Source organism: Bilifractor porci, from assembly GCF_009696005.1.
Lineage (GTDB): Bacteria > Bacillota > Clostridia > Lachnospirales > Lachnospiraceae > Bilifractor > Bilifractor porci.
Genome location: NZ_VUMV01000001.1, coordinates 476,763 through 493,645, shown reverse-complemented (window position 1 = coordinate 493,645; position 16,883 = coordinate 476,763). Strand labels below are relative to the sequence as shown.

The following is a 16,883-nucleotide window of genomic DNA, read 5'->3' as shown; positions in this document are numbered from 1 at the left end:
AGCATGGAATACGTTCAGATGACATTAACGGATTGGCTGGAGATGAAGAAGAAGCTGGAGGCCGATCTGACTGGTGTAACAGCGTCATTCATCCGGATCGGGTACACATTGCGGAGAATCGAAGATGAGAGGCTATACGAGCGGGACGGTTATTCTTCTGTGGCGGAATTCGCCAGGAAGGAATACGGCCTGTCTGCATCAACAGTCAGCAGGTTTATGGCGATAAATAAGAGGTATTCGATTGGCGGATATTCGGAAAAACTGGCACCGGAATATGCAGGGCTGGGAAGCAGTAAATTGTCGGAAATGCTGGCACTTCCGGATTCAGATTTATCCATGATCACCCCGGAAACGCCAAGGGACACCATCCGGGAATTGAAAGACTTCAACAAACAGGAGCAGGAAGGCAGCTCCGATCTGGATGTCTTCCTCCTGGAATTCTTTTCCTGCTGTGTGGGAGACTGGAAGAGCGCGGAGCCGACAGAGAAGAGCCTGAAAGAGGCTCTGAATCCCTCTGGTAGTCGGGTATACCGTAAGGGGAAGTATTTCATGGCCTTCTACGACGCTGACATCAAGATTAAGCGGTTCGGGGCGGAGCCGACGTCCCTGTCCTGGGGGAATCTAGCGGAATGGGTACAAGAACACACAGAAGAACTCATAGGGATGATCCGGAAGGAGAAAGATGCAGGATCCACGGAACAGGGCCAAGAGGAAGAGGAAGAAGAGGTTGCGCCGGCGCAAAAATCGGGAAAATCCGCAGAAAGACTGAATAAAACACCAGATCCGGAAGAGAAAGAACAAGGACAGGAGGAAGAAAAACCAAAAGACCCGGAAACGGCGGAGAAAGAGGAAATTGCGCCCGCGCAAAAGGTGGAAAAACCCGCAGAAATACTGGATACGAAGCCAGATTTGGCAGAAAACATGAACCCACCGGAAGAAAACGAAGCGGCAGAGGCCGAGGAACCGGAAAAAACCGCGGAAACACTGGATAAAGAACCGGTTTCCGGAGAAGTTGTAGACCGGGAAGATGAGCTGGAGAACCTGATCGGAAGATTAAAAGAACATGTTGAGAATAGACACTGGAATCTTGCGCTGTTTACGGCAGAGAAAATTGTAAAAAGATTGGGGGAGAAGGTCTGATGGTAAATGCCAGGGAAAACATGAAGATCGGAAGCTGGTACAGAATCCGGAGGACATCCGCCTATGTAAGCGGAGAGCCGGAGACAGATGTAAGGACACAGATTGTGGTCATGCAGATGATCAAGAGATACCGGCATTTTGCAGCATTTATTTCTAGAAAAGGGTATGTGGAAACATTCACATGGCCGGATCTGGATAAATATGCAGTGGAGGACGGAAAATATGGAAAGTAAAAAAGAAGAATTAAAAGAGCTGACCGAAAAAACAGAAGAGTATGCGGCGCGTATGGGAGGAAAAGAGTGGGGCGGAGCATTACGGGACAGGGTAGGTTCCTGTATGTTCTGCGGGCAGACAATTATGGTTAAGGCTCCCGCAGATGCGAATGAAAGGGAACTGGACAGGCTGGCCACGGATGCCTGCACCTGCGAGGCAGCAAAAGACTGGCAGTTTAAGCAGGACCAGAAAACATTTGCCGAAAAAAAGATTGATGAATGCTGCGCAAATGCAGCGGTAAACGGAATCCTGAAAGATCAGATAGAATATATCCAGAACAAGGATTATCAAAGCCTGCAGATTATCACCGAGGACGGGGTGGCCTTTTCGATCCGCCGGACAGCTACCGGAAAATTGAAGATCAAGGCCAAGACGGTATTGGTACAGGAGGCGGAAGCATGATCTACCCGAAGCCACAGCGTAAGAAGAAACGGAAGCAGCACGGGAAGAGCATTTTCCCACAGGCAGCGGGAACCTGCTACTTGTGCATGCGGCAAGGGGATTACAGCCGAAAATACACAGAGGTGCATCACATCTTCGATGGTCCGAACCGGCATATCAGTGAGGAACAGGGCTTAACCGTCCGCCTGTGCCTGAAACACCACAGGGAGGGGAAAGATGCTGTGCATAACAACGCAGAGAATATGCGGATTTTACAGCGCGACGCACAAGAAAAATATGAAATGACGCATTCCAGAGAAGAGTTTATGAGCCTGATCGGCAAGAACTATCTGGACTGAGCCATATAACCGCCCAGAAACAGGAAACACTTTTTCATGCAAGCAACTCATTGATGCTCTTGGGTGGGGAGCTAGAAAAGCGGACTCCGGCAGCGGGAAAGGGACTGCCGGAGTCGGGAGGAGGGATTGTGTTAACCAATGCACCCTGTATAAATTGCAAAGACAGGCAGGAAAAATGCCATGCATCATGTGAAAGATACAAGACCTGGAAGGAAAAGAAAGATAAAGAAAATATCCAGGAACAGCAGCCGTTGAAAAGGCACTGAAGAGGAGAAAAAAGTAATGTTTACCGAAGACGAAAAAACAATTGCAAGGAACATAGATAAAAAATTCGAGTGGATGGCAAGAGATAAAAGCGGATCACTATATGTCTACCAGGCTAAGCCAATTAAGAGAACAAATATTTGGGTAAACATAACTATTGACCATTTTTGCATTAGCTATATTTTGGGGTGTGGAATGTTTGAATCAATTAAATGGGCAGATGACGAACCGACAAGAATAAGTGACATTTACAATCCACAGATCCTTAATGACGTTGAGAGAATATCTCAAGGCGGTGCTTAAACCACTCAGCGATAAAGTGGACTATGTTATAAAATCTAGAGATGGACGTATTTATAAAGGCTCCTGTAGCAAAGAATTTTTGTTTATAAAATTTTATGACGGGGATTTTTCCTTTCCTAGTTTTGATTCAGGGAAAATGTATTCCGGAATGGAACCGGAAAAGAAATACAAACTGGAAGAACTGGGCATTACATACTGACATAAACCAAATGGTTTATATACTGCCCACAACAACGGAACCGACGGTTCCCTACAGGTTAAACGGAAAAATAAAAACAGGACGCAACGAAATTGTGATGGCACATATTGATTGCCGGACGGGGCAGCGGCACACAGACAGATGCTCCGGGGGATGGATGACGATAAAGGGATTCCGCTGCCCGGAGGTCTGGGGGAGGGAAGATGGGCGAGAAAAGCGTTAATGAAATCATCGAAGAAGTGAAAATCGAGATATGTGACAACTACTGTAAATACCAGGCTATCTACGATACACGAGAGGACAGTGGCGAAGATTACGATAGGATGTTTGGAGAGAAGTGCGACAGATGTCCATTGAATAGATTGTGAGGAATAAAAAATGAGGACGGATTATACCATTGTAAGCAAACCGGACTATATTAACGTGGAGTGCCCACACTGCGGTGAAAACGTAAGAATCCCGTTCGATCAGGTTGACTTTGAATCAGATTACTGGGGAGACGGAGGGTGGTGCATTTGTCCGGAATGCAAAAAAGATATCGAATTGGGTGATTATGAATATGATTGAGAGGATGGAATGATGAAGAACTTGCACATTTTATGCGGCATATTTGGAAATATTTATATAGCGAGAAAGCTTAAAAATAATATCATGGCAGACGATAAAATCAATGCTACAGACGAGGCGGTTAATGCTGTTGCGAATCATCTACTTTACGAGAAGGTCGGGGAAGATATGAGAGGTGAACAGGATGAAATGTGTTAGATGTCCTCTATACCACTACTGGAGCAATGAAAGCGATAGTGGCGAGGCGTGTGCGATATTTGGAGATGGGTGGGATAGCCCATTTCAGTATGAAGATAAAGACGGAACAACAGTAGGGTGTTATCTTGATAGACACTTTATCGAAAAAGCAGACGCAGAGCGAGATGAATACTATGCGGCAATGGCAGAAAGCATGATGAGAGGTGAACAGGACGAATGGATGATCTAATCAGCAGACAAGCGGCGATTGATGCGCTTAGAACGTGTTATGACACAGAAACTGTCACATACACAAACGGCAATGAATACATTGACTACGATCAAGCGTTAGATTTATTAAATTCGTTGCCGACCGTACAGCCCGAACCGTCAATCCCGTTGTCGTGGATTGAGAAACCAGTAATACATGCGCACTGGATTCCCTGTGAGAGTGAAACCGGAGAAGAAAGTAACACTTACAAATGTTCTGCCTGCGGCGAAATACAAATGATTATCAGCGGGACACCAAAAGAAAACGGCTGGAAATACTGTCCACATTGCGGTGCGAAGATGGAAGGCAACGAGGCAACTGTTCCTACATACATGACTTTTCAGCAGGATTGACGGAAGTAAAGGAGACAATATGAACAATAAAACATGGATTCCTTGTAGTGAGAGGTTGCCAGAAGAAAAAGACGCAGGAATTTTAAAGAAGTTGGGGACTGAAAAAAGGTCAGAGTATGTTCTCGCTACAGTAGAGGTCAAGGGCGAAAGAATGACCGTGACAGCTTGTACGTATGATGGCAAGTGGGACTGGAACATGAAATATGCATTTCCTGATTTTAAGGTTGTCGCATGGATGCCATTACCCGAACCATACAGGGAAGAAAGGCGGGAAGAATGACAGAGGGATTAAAACCTTGCCCATTCTGCGGTGAAAGCAAAGAATACATCGTATACAACATCGAAATGGAACCAGACGGCATCACATGTCCGGTCTGCCATATCGTGGTGAGGTTTCCTCACATCAAGGTAAAGGGTGGCGAGAAGTTTGAGGTTGCAATCGGGAAGATGACGGATGCATGGAACAGGAGGGCAGAAGAATGAGCGACGATATTATCAGCCGGGCAGCGGCGCTGGATGGATTGAGCAAACTTAGAATGATTGACACATATAAAATAGACGGTGACCCGTGCTTGAAGGTCAAGGCAATAGATGTTTATGAAATGCTTAAACAGTTGCCATCCGCACAGCCAGAACAGCGGTGGATTCCTTGCAGTGAGAGGCTCCCGGAAGATGAACAGCCGATACTTTTCAGCACAACAACTGGCCGGGTGCATCAAGGGCGGTTTCACATGGACAACAGTATTAACCAATGGTATTCGTCACTCGACAAAATGAGAGCATATAACAACACTGTCAATGCGTGGATGCCGTTACCAGAGCCATACAAGGCAGAAAGCGAGGGAGACGAATGAGACCGATTGATGCAGATGCATTGGAGAAAACGTTAGGAGATTGGATTAGAGATCACTGGACAGATGCTTTTACTGGTGATGATGCCGGTTCAGAGTTTGCAGACATGATAGAACATGCAAGGACTATTGATACCAATCCTACAGTACACGCACACTGGATAGAACACAGAGCCGACAACGGAAATATGCATTATATATGTTCACGCTGCGGAAAAGAAGTATCGTATCCGTATGCAAAAAAGAGGTGGAAGTCTTGCATAGAATGTGGCGCAAAAATGGATGCGATGACAACTGAAACACGGGAGGATGTAGAACCGTATGGAATTAGTTCAAATTCCGACACGAAATTAAACTAACTTGTCGGATATTCTAACAGGTTGAACTTGTCGGGAATTCTGACAGGTTGAACTATTCGGAAATACCGAAGGATAGAACGGGAGGAGACGATAGGGAGTGAATATACTAAAAATAGAAATTAACGGAAAAAGCCGTACGCTAAAAGAGTGGTCAGATATATCAGGCGTAAATCCCGATACAATACGTGGAAGGTATAACAGAGGTTGGAGAGGAAAGGCATTGATCCAGGTATCACGTACATATTCGCAGATTATACGGCGGGAAGAAATTGACGATGCATGTAAAAGAACAGATTGCTTTCAATGCCCATTTGAGGATTGCATCAATGATCACGGGCCGTATCCGGAATGCCATGATATACAGGTTGCACTGGGGAGTGGAGATGGAAGAAAGAAAAGAAGATTGGGTAACTGAGAAATTAAGACGGAGAAAAGAGGGATATATCTGGGTGCCGCCATTGAAGCTGTCGAGCGGATGCCGGTTTGGATATTGGAAGAAGGTTGCAAAGGGGACAGATCATGCCAAAGGTTAGAGCCGGATGGAACGGAAAATACACACTGTCGAAGCACGAATTCTATACAGCCTATCACTATGCCCTGCAATACAGCGAATGGGTTAAAAAATATGAGGATGCCACAGACACATCAAAGGGGATAGACAACAGCAGAGAAAAGGTTCAGACCAGTCCGGTTCCGGATGGTGTAGAGAATGCGGCGATCCGCAGCAGCGAGCTGCACGACAAAATCCGGACTGTTGAGGATACTGTAAAGGCGGCGGCTCCGGAAATTTATCCGTGGTTACTTCTGGCGGTGACAACCGAAGGCGTGACATACAAATATCTATCCGGATTGGAAAAACCGATTCCGTGCGGGAAGGACTACTACTATCTCAGGCGGCGAAGATTTTACTATATGTTGTCTCACAAACTGCCGTAATCAGGGGACATGTAAATGCGCTATATTGATAGCATGGCAAGATGGGGCAAAGGGTTTCACGATTGCGCAGGGTGCCGCTACACATAGTCTTTCATGCTTGTTCCTCCAATGATAACAACCATTGACTCCCATAATTGGCACCCTGCAATTTAAATATGATTGATTGATGGCAGCCTGATTGGCTGTCTTTTTGGTGCGCAAATGACATTGAATGAAATATTTGGGGCAAAGGAAAGCTATCAGCTTCCAGACAAGATTATGTGCGCGCTGCTGTCCGATAATGCTGTTGAATATATAAACTCTGTACGTGGCAGCGGGTATACGGATTTACGCGATTATTATCAGAGCGATGCCGGCGACCGCGCGAAGCTGAAACAGGATTTTACGCCGGACTGCGTGTGTGAGATTGTGTCTCGCCTTATGGTTTCTGGTGGCTGTCTGGATATGTGTGCGGGAACGGGAAGCTTAGGGAAAGCTGCGGCAAGACATGGGCATACGGTACATGCGCAGGAGTTTTCAGAGAGAACAATACCTTTCAATCTTCTTGATGCGGCATTGAATGGAACAGATGAGATACTAGACGAAGCGGATTGTCTGCGTGGGACGGTAACAAAAAGCTATGAAGTACACGATGGAAGGGTCCGGATATGTGAAAGTAAACCTGTCGGGAAATTTCAGAATGTCATTATGAATCCGCCTTACAGTATGGACTTCCCAGATACTGATTCGTATGAGTTTTATGGTATGCATGTTCCCAAAAGCAAAGCGGATTATGGGTTTGTTCTTCAGGGGTTGCGGCATATGGAAGACGGAGGCAGACTGATTGCCGTTCTTCCGCACGGTGTGTTGTTCAGGGGGCAAAAAGAGGCGGTTATCAGAAAATATCTTGTTGATAAGCAGTTGATATACGCTGTCATTGGCCTCGCTGACAATATGTTTATGAATACCAGTATTCCGGTTTTTATCCTGGTTTTGCAAAAGGGATCAAAGGAAACGCTATTCATCGATGCATCGAAGGAATTTAATAAACGAGGTAAAACGAACTACATGACGGAAGATCACATCAGGCATGTGATCAATGCATTCAACAGCAGAACGGATGAAGAGAGATATTGTCACGTAGCTGCATTGAATGAAATAACCGGAAACGATTATAACCTGAATATTCCCAGATATGTAGATACATTCGTCCCTGAGAAGCTACCTGACATGGGCATACTGCTGGACGAACTTGAGGAAATTGAGAAGAAAGAACAAATAACTCGGGTTCAGTTATTCGATATGCTTGGAAAACTTACGGCTGATCCGGAAGACATGAAGATAATTGAAAAGCATCGGAAAATATTGAAGCAGGAGAATAAAAAGGAGATGCAGCAGCTTTCGCTGTTTGACTATGGAAATGGATTTTCATACGAAACGAATCAATCTCAATGAGATATGTACTCTTGAAAGAGCGGTTGCCGGTAAAATATATAAAGCTGGCACATGCTATATAAAACTGAGTGCTACGGATGAAGAGGTCAGACAGATACACAAGCCTGGAACAATTGATGGACGATACGCTGCCATTGAACCAAATGGCAATATCAACACAGATTATCTTTTGATCGCGGTCGAGCGGGGCTTTCCGGAATTCCTCAGGAGATACAGGACAACAATTAACCTTCAGGCCGATACGCTGAAACATTTCGAAGTAGACTGGCATAACGATAAGGATGCACAAAAGTATATCACCAAATGTTACAAGGATGTACAGGACATGATTGATATGCTTAAAAACCAAATCAATAATGAAAAGCTGATAAAGAAGTGGTATTTGGAAAATATGATGGTATAAAACTTTTGTCCTTTTTCGTGGGGGAGAGCCATGATATCAAAGCAGTGTAAGTATTGCGGCAAGTGGATACCAGTTGACCAGACCTGCAGCTGTCATGCAGCGGCAAGGAAACAGGACACCCGGCAGCGGAACCATGACTATGATACAAACAGAAGGAATAAGGATGCAGCGGCGTTCTATTCTTCACCGGAATGGATAACAACGCGCAATGCTGTACTGAACCTTGACCAGGGGATTGACGTATACAGGTACATGACTACTGGTGAAATCCGGGCAGCGGATACGGTGCATCACATCATCCCACTGCGCGATGACTGGGGCAGGAGACTGGATACCAGCAATCTGATGAGCGTATGCAGTTCGACGCACAGTCAGATCGAGAGAGAGTATAGGAGGGTAGGTAAGCGGGAAATGCAGAAAAAGTTGTCAGAAATGTTGAAACAATACCGACAACAGGCATTGGAATAGCCCTAGGGGGCGTCAAAAAAGTTTGCGTTTTTGACTTCCAGACCGCACGTCCCTCTGAATCGTACGCAATTTTCTAAATGGAACATTTTCTAAAACGAGAAAAATAGGCCAAATTATCAGAAAACAGCACAGCATTTTTAATAAGTACGTAATTGAGATAAAAAAACGCTGAAATCTGATAAAAAAACAGAGGGGGAATCAGGATGAAAGGTAGAGCTAGAAAACCCCTGTCATCCCAGAAAGGAAACCTGAACAGGGAGAAGATCATCCGGCTGGAGTATGAGGAAAAATCCGTACAGACCGGGAAGGACGAACTGACCAAACCGCCGGTATGGCTGGTGAATAATGATGCAAAAAAAGAGTGGAAGCGGATTGTCCCGCAGCTGAAGAGTATTGATATTATCGGGAATCTGGATCTGGCAAATATAGCCGGATACTGCAATGCCTATGCACAGTACCGGTATTATACGGAACAGATCAAAGAGGCAGAGAAGATCGAAGATGAAGCGGAAAGAATACAATTTCTTTCTGCGGCATCCAATCTGCAGATTAAGTATGCACAGGAACTACGTCGTTTTTCGGATATGTGCGGGATTTCCGTATCCAGCCGGATGAAGGCGGCTGCAGAAAAAGCCAGCAAGAAGGAAGATAAGATTGAACAGGAATTTGGAGCAATCTGAGGAATGTTTATGTGACCATCCTAGAAGAAATAAAAAAGTACGCAGAGGACTGTATCAAAGGCGAAATTGTTGCCTGTGAAAAGCATAAGCACGCATGCCAGCGGTTACTGAGCGATTGTATAAAATCGGAGGATCCGGAATATCCCTACGAATGGAATGAGCAGAAGGCAAAAGAGATTGTTGACTGGTTCGCCCTGTTTAAGCATAGCAAAGGTGTGTTGGCTGGCACACCGATTATTCTAACGACTTGGCAGAAATTTGTAATCTGCCAGTTATACGGATGGAGGAACAGGAAAACCGGAGGCAAGCGGTTTACAAAGCTATTTGAAGAGGTGGCCAGAAAGAACGCAAAATCCCAGACACTGGGAGGAATTGCCCTGTTTGAACTAAGCGTGGAGAGCACACGGCATGGGGAGGTATACGAAGAGTATACTGCCGGAGTAAAAAGAGACCAGTCAAAGATTGTATTTGATGAGTGCGGTTTGATGTCACGCGGTTCCATCCTGCAGACAAGGTTTAAGTTCAACCGGAATGAAATTGTGCATATAAAATCCGGATCATTCCTGAAGCCGCTGTCAAAGGATGACGGTAAGAGCGGTGATGGAACAAACGGGGCTGTGTATATCCTGGACGAGTATCACCAGCACCAGAACACAGATTTCTATGATTTAGCATTGGGTTCTAACACGAAGGAGTCCCTGCTGACAATTATTACAACCGCCGGAAAAGACCTGAACGTGCCATGCTACCAGCAGGAATATGCATACTGCTCCAATGTCATTAACCCGAATATTGATGTCTGGAATGATGAATATCTGATCGACATCATGGAGCTGGATCCGGAAGATTATGCGGACCCGTACCATATCCCGGAAGAGGTTTGGATTAAAGCAAATCCTATCCGCATGACCTATCCGGAAGGCAGAAAGAAAATCCGGCAGGAATATGAAATCGCCTGCCAGATTCCGGATAAGATGACCGCCTGGCTGACCAAGATGGGGGATGTATGGGTACAAGCAAAGCATAACGGCTATATGGATATGGCAAAATGGAAGGCATGCGAGGTGAAAAAACTGCCGATCGACCTGACTGGCATGGATGTGTACTGCGGGGTTGATTTATCAAAGAAAACAGACCTGACATCCGTGGCGTGGGTATTCCCATACAAAAACGGGGAAGAGGTTAATTATATCGTATCAGAACACAGTTTTATCCCAAACCGGGATAAGCTGATGGAGCACATCGCAGTGGATCATTTTCCCTACGATGCAGCAGAGCGGGCAGGGCTGATCACGGTGACAGACACGCCGATTGTAGACCAGTCCGCTGTCATGGAGTACATCAAAACGACCGCAAAGGAAAATAGGTGGGATATTGTATCTGTCTGCTATGACCCTTCCGGAGCATCTAAGTTCGCAATGGATATGGCAGCGGAAGGATACGACCTGAAGGAGGTATACCAGTCCCAGCGGAGCCTGAATGAGGCAACACTGGGATTCCGTGAAGCAGTATATTCCGGGAAGGTGCTGTATCTTCCGGATGCGCTGCTAAATTTTTGTATATCAAATGCGGTCACGCGAACGGCCAACGGGATGATCAAGATTGATAAAGATGCCAGCCGGCAGCGGATTGACCCTGTGGATGCGGTTCTATGCGCATTCAAACTGGCTATGTATTGGATAACAGAGCAGAATAACCAGAAAAGCATTTTGAGCGATATAGACCGTTTTCTGGAAGAGGATTGGTAAATGGGAATTATTGACAGATGGAAAAGACGAAGAATAAGAAATTATGTGGAATCCGTCGGGCTGAACGATTCCAAGCTGCTGGAGTGGCTGGGAATTGATTCAGACCGGACAGAAGCAATTCAGGAGGCCACCTATTTCGCATGCATAAAATTGCTTTCCGAAACAATGGGGAAATTGCCCTGGAAATATTACCAGGATACCAGTTCCGGGAGGATCAGGGCAGACCCGACGGAAATGACGCGGCTGCTGACATTGCGCCCGAACCCATACATGACGCCGTCATGTTTCTGGCAGACCACAGAACAGCTGTGCCAGGAATATGGGAATGCATTCGTTTATGTCCAGTCAGGACTGGAACGGAAAGGAAACTATGGCGGGACCTGGCACTGGCGGGGGCTGTGGATTATGCGGCCGCAGGATGTAACCATATGGTTTGACAATGCAGGGGTATTTGGGAAACCGAACGGTATTCATTACCAGTACACGGATCCGAAGACTGGGGAGACGATGCTGTTTGACAGCTCGGAGGTATGGCATTTCAAGACCTGGTATTCCAGGGACGGAGGATATACCGGGGAGCCTGTTAAGGTGATATTGAAGGATACCATTGATTCCCTGGGGATGTCCCAGAAAGTTATTGCCAATAAGTACAAGTACGGCATGACGGCATCTATGGTGATGCAGTATACGGATGTTTTGGACGAAACGCGGATCCGGGCATTGCAGCAGAAATTTGCGGAGCGGCTGACAAAGCCGGAAAATGCCGGAAAGGTTATCCCGATTCCGCAGGGTATGCAGCTTCAAAAGCTGGATTCCAGTTTTGTAGACTCACAGTTCTATGAACTGAAAAAGTACACTGCCCTTCAGATTGCCGCAGCATTCGGAATATCACCCACATTCCTGAATGACTATGAAAAGGCATCATACAGCAACTCCGAGGCGCAGAACATACAGTTTTTAGTGAATACGATGTTGCCCCGCGTAAAAATGTATGAAGAGGAAATTAATTACAAAGGTCTGCTCCCCAAAGAACAGGATGCAGGCTTTTTCTATGCCCTGAATACAAACGCGCTTTTGAGGACAGACGCGAAGACACAGGAGGAAATTGTTACCGGATATGTAAACAATGGCATATATACGCCAAATGAGGGAAGACGGATGCTACAGCTTCCAGACAAGGAAGGCGGGGACATCCTGATGTGCAACGGTAACTATATACCGATTACCCAGGTTGGAAAACAGTACGGAAAGGAGGGAGACAATGGCAAGGATTGATATAAAAGGCGATATCATCACAAATGATGATGCATGGATTTATAACTGGCTGAAATGGGAATGCACCTATCCCAAAGCAGTAAAGGCAACGATTGACGCGACTAAACCGGACGAGACCATTGATGTCTACATCAACAGTCCGGGCGGATATGTCAGTGCCGGTCAGGAAATCTATTCTATGCTGCGGAATGATTCGCGGACACGGATCCACGTAGAAGGGCAGGCCTGTTCTGCCGCATCCATCATAGCAATGGCCGGACATTCGGACATTTCGCCGGTAGGCATGCTGATGATCCACAATGTGCAGGGATCCGGGCAGGGCGATTATCACGATATGAAAAAAATGTCTGACGTCCTGAAAACATTCAACAGTGCGCTGGCAGCGGCCTATGAGGAAAAAACCGGACGGTCACAGGAAGAAATCCTGAAAGCGATGGAAAACGAGACGTGGCTGACCGCAAACCAGTGTGTGGAAATGGGATTTATTGATGAAATTTCAAGTCCGGCAGAACCTTCCGGAACGATGATCAATGCGGTGGGCGGAATCCGCCTGACCGACGAAATCCGCAAAAAGGTTATGGAAGAAAAAGCCGAAAAGGAGGCAGAAGCCGCAAAAAAAGAAGAGGCGGATGCAATTTTACGTGATTTGGATGCGTTTGGCATCTGAATGATAGCAAAAATGGAGGTATGAAAATGAACAAGAAAAAATTACTGGAAATGCTGAACAGCATCAACGAGCAGAAGAAGAAGGTAAAATCCCTGGTTGACGCGGGGAAGCTGGAAGAGGCAAAGGCGGAAAAAGAAGAACTGGTGAAGATGCAGGAGACGTTCGACATCCTGAAGGATATGGATGAGGATCCGATCGTGAACCATGCAACGCCGGTACCGGGCGCAAATACGCAGGGAAAAGACCCTGTGAAGGACTTTGCCGACGCCGCGCGCCACGGATTCCGCAACTACAACAACGAGGGAACCGGAGCAGATGGCGGTTATACAGTTCCGCAGGACATCCAGACACAGGTGAACACCCTCCGAGAGGCGAGTTTTTCCCTTGCATCACTGGTGTCCAAGGAAATCGTCACCACATCTTCTGGACGCAGAACCTACAAAACCCGTGCGCAGCACACTGGTTTCGTAAAGGTGGGAGAAGGTGGAAAGATCGGGAAGAAAGACGGTCCGCAGTTCGGTGTTGTGAATTACACCATTGACAAATATGCAGGCTATCTGCCGGTTACGAATGAGTTACTGGCCGATTCCGATCAGGCGATAACATCCATGCTGACACAGTGGCTGGCAGATGAAGACCTGGCAACAAGAAACTCCCTCATCCTGGCGGAAATTGCGAAGGCGGCAGAGGTTGACCTGAAAAATCTGGACGGAATCAAAAAGGCTGTCAATGTGACGCTGGGTTCCAAATTCGCCGGGCTGATCAAAATCGTGACCAATGACGATGGCCTGCAGTATCTGGACACCCTGAAAGACAGTTCCGGAAAATACCTGCTTTCCGCGAATGCGAATGCGGCGGATCCGATTAAAAATGTTCTGGCAGTAGGAACCGGAAATATTCCGGTTGTGGTAATTCCGAATGAGGTTCTTGCCAGCACGGCAGCGGATACCGCGAAGAAAATCCCGTTTAAGATCGGTTCCCTTACGGATTATGTCAGAATTTTTGACCGCCAGCAGATGAGCATTGCTGTTTCTAACGAGGCAGCTGTCACAGATTTCAACGCATTTGAACAGGACATGACCCTGTTCCGTGCCATTGACAGGCTGGACTGCGAGGTTCTGGACGACAAGGCCATCGTAAACGGATATATCTCTGTCACGGGGGAATAATATCCGCCGCTGAAGCTGACACCGACTCTGACGGTACATTGTCGGAGTCGGAACTATCCGCCCTGACGATCAGCCAGATCAAGGCGGTGGCGGCGGAAAAAGGCTGGACGATAACAAAAACAAAGAAGGCTGACATCATAGCGGAAATTCTGGCACAGGAGGCGTGAGATGAATTTACTAACACTGGTAAAAATGCGCTGCGGGATTCCGGAATCCATTACGGCCTATGATGAGACGGAAATAAAACCGCTGATTAAGGACTGCATGATTGACCTGCAGTCCAGCGGGCTTCCGGTGTCCATTCTTCCGGAATCGGTGGAAGATGAAAACCCGGATCCACGGGTTGTTACGGCCATCAGCCTGTATGTCCTTGCCCATCACGGGCAGGACAGGAGCGATACTGACCTGTACATGAGAATGTACAGGAAGAAAGTGTTTAAGTTGTCATTGGAGAGCTGAGATGTGGGACAGGACAATTTCCCTACAGGGAAAAACGGAGTTAGTACGCGATTCGGAAGGATATGTAACAGAAAATATCACATGGATTTCCGGAATCCCTGCCAGCCGGAGGGATGTCACCCGGACGGATGAGATCATTGCGGCACAGGATGGGTATATCGCAGACGCTGTATACCGTGTAGCGGCCATCTGTTATTCCGGGCAGAAATGCCTGAAAGACGAGGCAGACGGGGAATTGTATGATGTGCAGCGCACCTTCAAGGGAGACAAAAAGATGTACATTGACCTGACCTGCCAGCGGAGGAGCAAGGATGGCAAAATTTGATGTGGATATGGGCGGGTTTGATGATCTGCTGGAAAATCTGGATCTTCTGGATCGGGGCGAGGTAGAAGAAAAAATGCTGAAGGCAGGGGAGCAAATCCTGGAGAGAAGCGTTAAATCACACGCGGCCGCACATGTAAAAACCGGGGCTATGGCAGCATCGATCAAAAGTACAGGCGTAAAGAAACAGGGAGACGGAAAATACCTGGTAGTGCGGCCTACTGGGAAGGACAAAAAGGGAGTCCGGAACATGGAGAAAATGGCCTATCTGGAGTTTGGGACATACAAGCAGGCAGCGACCCCGACATTAACCCCTGCAGTTAAGGAATCCGAAAATGCTGTTTTGGAAGCAATGCAGAAGGCATTTGACGAGGAGACAGAGGGAATGAAACTATGACGGCATTGGAAAAAATCAAAATGATTGCGGATTCTTTGGGGCTGCCAAATGAGCCGGATGTGTTAACACACTATGAGGAATTGCCAAAACAGTGGATTGCGTATAACTACGCCTATCAAGGCGGCGATGAATTCGCGGACGATGCGCCGCAGGAGGATACCGCGTCTGTCCAGGTGCATTTATATTCAAAAATATCCATCGGGACCACAAAGCTGCAGAAGAAGATCCAGAAGGCATTGTTTGAGGCGGGATTTACGTACCCTGAAATCACAGTAAACCGCGAAGATAGCTACAGACACATAATTTTTGAATGCGAAATTGACGAAGAAAGAGAGGAATAAATCATGGCGAACATTGGACTGAGAAAACCGTTTTTTGCCCCGTTCAAATCGACCGGGAGCGGATATGATGCGCCGGCCGCACTGGGGAAGGCGGTAAACGTAAAGGTATCCATCAACAAGGCAGAGGGAGAGCTGTATGGGGATGATGCGCTGGATGAAAGCGATTCCGAGTTTTCCAGCGCAACCATTGATCTGGGAGTAACCACTGTCCCGATTGAGTTCCACCAGAGCATGTTCGGGCACACGGTTACGGAGCAGGAAACCACCTATAACGTGAATGATGAGGCAAAAGAAGGAGGTTTTGCGATCATCGGTGTAGAGAAGGTGGATGGAAAACGAAAATTTGTTGCTAATTTTTTCCCCAGAACCAAATTCTCGGAGCCGGATTCTGAGTATGACACCAAATCCGGATCCATTTCATACAAAACCCCGTCCCTGAGCGGGACAGTAAAACCGGACAGCACAGGCGATTGGAAGAAAGATAAAATCTGCGACACAGAGGCGGATGCGCTGAGCTGGATTAACACGCAGTTTGGTGTTACATCAGGCTAAAATAAAATCATTAACGATATGGCAGCGGGAGGGATTCCTCCCGCTAATTTTATAGGGGACCAGAATGTTTGAAAAAGAATTGCAGAAATTGAAAATAAACGGGACGGAGTACCCGTATAAGTTTGATATATGCGTGCTCGAGAAGGTACAGCAGAAATATGAAGATGTCCTGAAATTTGAGTACGGAATCCGTGGCATGATTCCGGTATTTAAAGAAGGGGTACTGGACAAGAAGGAAACCCGATGGACGGTTCCTGACATCAGGATGACATGCAGCGGGATTGTCTGGATGATTCAGGAAGGACTGGATATTGCTGGTTCGGAAGAACCGGTACCAGACGAAAAAGACATCATGCGGCAGGAGGATTACACCATCACCGAGTTGGCACAAATTGTATTCGAGGGGTATCAATCCTGTTTTTTATCGAAAACCAGCAGGACGAAGAAAACGGAGAGCAGCAGGAAATAACCGATGATCCGCTAACCTTCGATTTTGCTGAGATTTTGTATTTGGGACTGCAATTTGGACTGCGGG

The 16,883-nt window shown here is 46.7% G+C and carries 31 protein-coding genes; all 31 read left to right on the top strand.

The window, feature by feature from the left end; genetic code table 11:
* Nucleotides 1–3: 3 nt before the first annotated feature.
* Complete coding sequence (locus FYJ60_RS02255; RefSeq protein WP_154456949.1) at nt 4–1,140, top strand: hypothetical protein; 1,137 nt, start codon at nt 4–6, stop codon at nt 1,138–1,140.
* Entirely contained in the window at nt 1,140–1,373 is a 234-nt protein-coding gene (locus FYJ60_RS02250) for a hypothetical protein (RefSeq protein WP_154456948.1), read from the top strand. Before FYJ60_RS02255 ends, FYJ60_RS02250 begins: the two co-directional genes overlap by 1 nt.
* Nucleotides 1,363–1,815 carry a hypothetical protein gene (locus tag FYJ60_RS02245; RefSeq protein WP_154456947.1) on the top strand — a complete coding sequence of 151 codons (453 nt, stop codon included), beginning with the start codon at nt 1,363–1,365 and terminating at the stop codon, nt 1,813–1,815. Before FYJ60_RS02250 ends, FYJ60_RS02245 begins: the two co-directional genes overlap by 11 nt.
* A complete protein-coding gene (locus FYJ60_RS02240; protein ID WP_154456946.1) occupies nt 1,812–2,153 on the top strand; it encodes a hypothetical protein in 342 nt (113 codons plus the stop codon). The genes FYJ60_RS02245 and FYJ60_RS02240 overlap by 4 nt, the downstream gene beginning before the upstream one ends.
* A gap of 282 nt (nt 2,154–2,435) precedes the next feature.
* Entirely contained in the window at nt 2,436–2,720 is a 285-nt protein-coding gene (locus tag FYJ60_RS02235) for a hypothetical protein (protein ID WP_154456945.1), read from the top strand.
* A 402-nt stretch (nt 2,721–3,122) separates the two neighbouring features.
* Nucleotides 3,123–3,287 carry a hypothetical protein gene (locus FYJ60_RS02230; RefSeq protein WP_154456944.1) on the top strand — a complete coding sequence of 55 codons (165 nt, stop codon included), beginning with the start codon at nt 3,123–3,125 and terminating at the stop codon, nt 3,285–3,287.
* Nucleotides 3,288–3,297: 10 nt separating this feature from the next.
* On the top strand, nt 3,298–3,486 hold the full coding sequence (locus FYJ60_RS02225) for a phage terminase large subunit family protein (protein ID WP_154456943.1): 189 nt from the start codon (nt 3,298–3,300) through the stop codon (nt 3,484–3,486).
* Nucleotides 3,487–3,495: 9 nt separating this feature from the next.
* The gene (locus FYJ60_RS02220) at nt 3,496–3,684 is read left to right on the top strand and encodes a hypothetical protein (RefSeq protein WP_154456942.1); all 189 of its coding nucleotides are present in this window, start codon (nt 3,496–3,498) and stop codon (nt 3,682–3,684) included.
* Entirely contained in the window at nt 3,671–3,913 is a 243-nt protein-coding gene (locus FYJ60_RS02215) for a hypothetical protein (RefSeq protein ID WP_154456941.1), read from the top strand. The genes FYJ60_RS02220 and FYJ60_RS02215 overlap by 14 nt, the downstream gene beginning before the upstream one ends.
* On the top strand, nt 3,901–4,287 hold the full coding sequence (locus FYJ60_RS02210; RefSeq protein ID WP_154456940.1) for a hypothetical protein: 387 nt from the start codon (nt 3,901–3,903) through the stop codon (nt 4,285–4,287). Before FYJ60_RS02215 ends, FYJ60_RS02210 begins: the two co-directional genes overlap by 13 nt.
* A gap of 19 nt (nt 4,288–4,306) precedes the next feature.
* Nucleotides 4,307–4,567 carry a DUF551 domain-containing protein gene (locus tag FYJ60_RS02205; protein WP_154456939.1) on the top strand — a complete coding sequence of 87 codons (261 nt, stop codon included), beginning with the start codon at nt 4,307–4,309 and terminating at the stop codon, nt 4,565–4,567.
* On the top strand, nt 4,564–4,770 hold the full coding sequence (locus FYJ60_RS02200; protein ID WP_205838925.1) for a Lar family restriction alleviation protein: 207 nt from the start codon (nt 4,564–4,566) through the stop codon (nt 4,768–4,770). The genes FYJ60_RS02205 and FYJ60_RS02200 overlap by 4 nt, the downstream gene beginning before the upstream one ends.
* Nucleotides 4,767–5,141 (top strand): DUF551 domain-containing protein, encoded by a 375-nt coding sequence (locus FYJ60_RS02195; RefSeq protein WP_205838924.1) that lies wholly within the window; start codon nt 4,767–4,769, stop codon nt 5,139–5,141. Before FYJ60_RS02200 ends, FYJ60_RS02195 begins: the two co-directional genes overlap by 4 nt.
* Complete coding sequence (locus FYJ60_RS02190; protein WP_154456936.1) at nt 5,138–5,497, top strand: hypothetical protein; 360 nt, start codon at nt 5,138–5,140, stop codon at nt 5,495–5,497. Before FYJ60_RS02195 ends, FYJ60_RS02190 begins: the two co-directional genes overlap by 4 nt.
* A gap of 97 nt (nt 5,498–5,594) precedes the next feature.
* A complete protein-coding gene (locus FYJ60_RS02185; protein ID WP_154456935.1) occupies nt 5,595–5,912 on the top strand; it encodes a hypothetical protein in 318 nt (105 codons plus the stop codon).
* A 104-nt stretch (nt 5,913–6,016) separates the two neighbouring features.
* Entirely contained in the window at nt 6,017–6,433 is a 417-nt protein-coding gene (locus FYJ60_RS02180) for a hypothetical protein (protein WP_154456934.1), read from the top strand.
* Nucleotides 6,434–6,592: 159 nt separating this feature from the next.
* Nucleotides 6,593–7,867, top strand: a complete 1,275-nt coding sequence (locus tag FYJ60_RS02175) for an N-6 DNA methylase (RefSeq protein WP_235903287.1) — start codon at nt 6,593–6,595, stop codon at nt 7,865–7,867.
* The gene (locus FYJ60_RS02170) at nt 7,827–8,270 is read left to right on the top strand and encodes a restriction endonuclease subunit S domain-containing protein (RefSeq protein ID WP_235903297.1); all 444 of its coding nucleotides are present in this window, start codon (nt 7,827–7,829) and stop codon (nt 8,268–8,270) included. The genes FYJ60_RS02175 and FYJ60_RS02170 overlap by 41 nt, the downstream gene beginning before the upstream one ends.
* A gap of 30 nt (nt 8,271–8,300) precedes the next feature.
* Nucleotides 8,301–8,738, top strand: coding sequence for an HNH endonuclease (locus FYJ60_RS02165; protein ID WP_154456933.1), 438 nt, complete (start codon nt 8,301–8,303; stop codon nt 8,736–8,738).
* Between the two features lie 203 nt (nt 8,739–8,941).
* The gene (locus tag FYJ60_RS02160) at nt 8,942–9,418 is read left to right on the top strand and encodes a phage terminase small subunit P27 family (protein ID WP_154456932.1); all 477 of its coding nucleotides are present in this window, start codon (nt 8,942–8,944) and stop codon (nt 9,416–9,418) included.
* Nucleotides 9,419–9,429: 11 nt separating this feature from the next.
* On the top strand, nt 9,430–11,166 hold the full coding sequence (locus FYJ60_RS02155; RefSeq protein ID WP_330579077.1) for a terminase large subunit: 1,737 nt from the start codon (nt 9,430–9,432) through the stop codon (nt 11,164–11,166).
* On the top strand, nt 11,167–12,441 hold the full coding sequence (locus tag FYJ60_RS02150; RefSeq protein ID WP_154456930.1) for a phage portal protein: 1,275 nt from the start codon (nt 11,167–11,169) through the stop codon (nt 12,439–12,441).
* Nucleotides 12,428–13,108 carry a head maturation protease, ClpP-related gene (locus FYJ60_RS02145; RefSeq protein ID WP_154456929.1) on the top strand — a complete coding sequence of 227 codons (681 nt, stop codon included), beginning with the start codon at nt 12,428–12,430 and terminating at the stop codon, nt 13,106–13,108. The genes FYJ60_RS02150 and FYJ60_RS02145 overlap by 14 nt, the downstream gene beginning before the upstream one ends.
* Nucleotides 13,109–13,134: 26 nt before the next feature.
* Complete coding sequence (locus FYJ60_RS02140; protein ID WP_154456928.1) at nt 13,135–14,277, top strand: phage major capsid protein; 1,143 nt, start codon at nt 13,135–13,137, stop codon at nt 14,275–14,277.
* 38 nt (nt 14,278–14,315) lie between these two features.
* Entirely contained in the window at nt 14,316–14,444 is a 129-nt protein-coding gene (locus FYJ60_RS12710) for a hypothetical protein (RefSeq protein ID WP_272818865.1), read from the top strand.
* A gap of 1 nt (nt 14,445) precedes the next feature.
* Nucleotides 14,446–14,736, top strand: coding sequence for a phage head-tail connector protein (locus tag FYJ60_RS02135; protein ID WP_154456927.1), 291 nt, complete (start codon nt 14,446–14,448; stop codon nt 14,734–14,736).
* 1 nt (nt 14,737) lies between these two features.
* Nucleotides 14,738–15,061 carry a hypothetical protein gene (locus tag FYJ60_RS02130; protein ID WP_154456926.1) on the top strand — a complete coding sequence of 108 codons (324 nt, stop codon included), beginning with the start codon at nt 14,738–14,740 and terminating at the stop codon, nt 15,059–15,061.
* Nucleotides 15,048–15,455: an HK97-gp10 family putative phage morphogenesis protein gene (locus FYJ60_RS02125; RefSeq protein WP_154456925.1), complete on the top strand. Its 408-nt coding sequence runs from the start codon at nt 15,048–15,050 to the stop codon at nt 15,453–15,455. The genes FYJ60_RS02130 and FYJ60_RS02125 overlap by 14 nt, the downstream gene beginning before the upstream one ends.
* Entirely contained in the window at nt 15,452–15,796 is a 345-nt protein-coding gene (locus FYJ60_RS02120) for a phage tail protein (RefSeq protein ID WP_154456924.1), read from the top strand. The genes FYJ60_RS02125 and FYJ60_RS02120 overlap by 4 nt, the downstream gene beginning before the upstream one ends.
* 3 nt (nt 15,797–15,799) lie before the next feature.
* Nucleotides 15,800–16,348 (top strand): major tail protein, encoded by a 549-nt coding sequence (locus tag FYJ60_RS02115; protein WP_154456923.1) that lies wholly within the window; start codon nt 15,800–15,802, stop codon nt 16,346–16,348.
* A 64-nt stretch (nt 16,349–16,412) separates the two neighbouring features.
* Nucleotides 16,413–16,817: a hypothetical protein gene (locus tag FYJ60_RS02110; protein ID WP_154456922.1), complete on the top strand. Its 405-nt coding sequence runs from the start codon at nt 16,413–16,415 to the stop codon at nt 16,815–16,817.
* Nucleotides 16,818–16,883 lie beyond the last annotated feature (66 nt).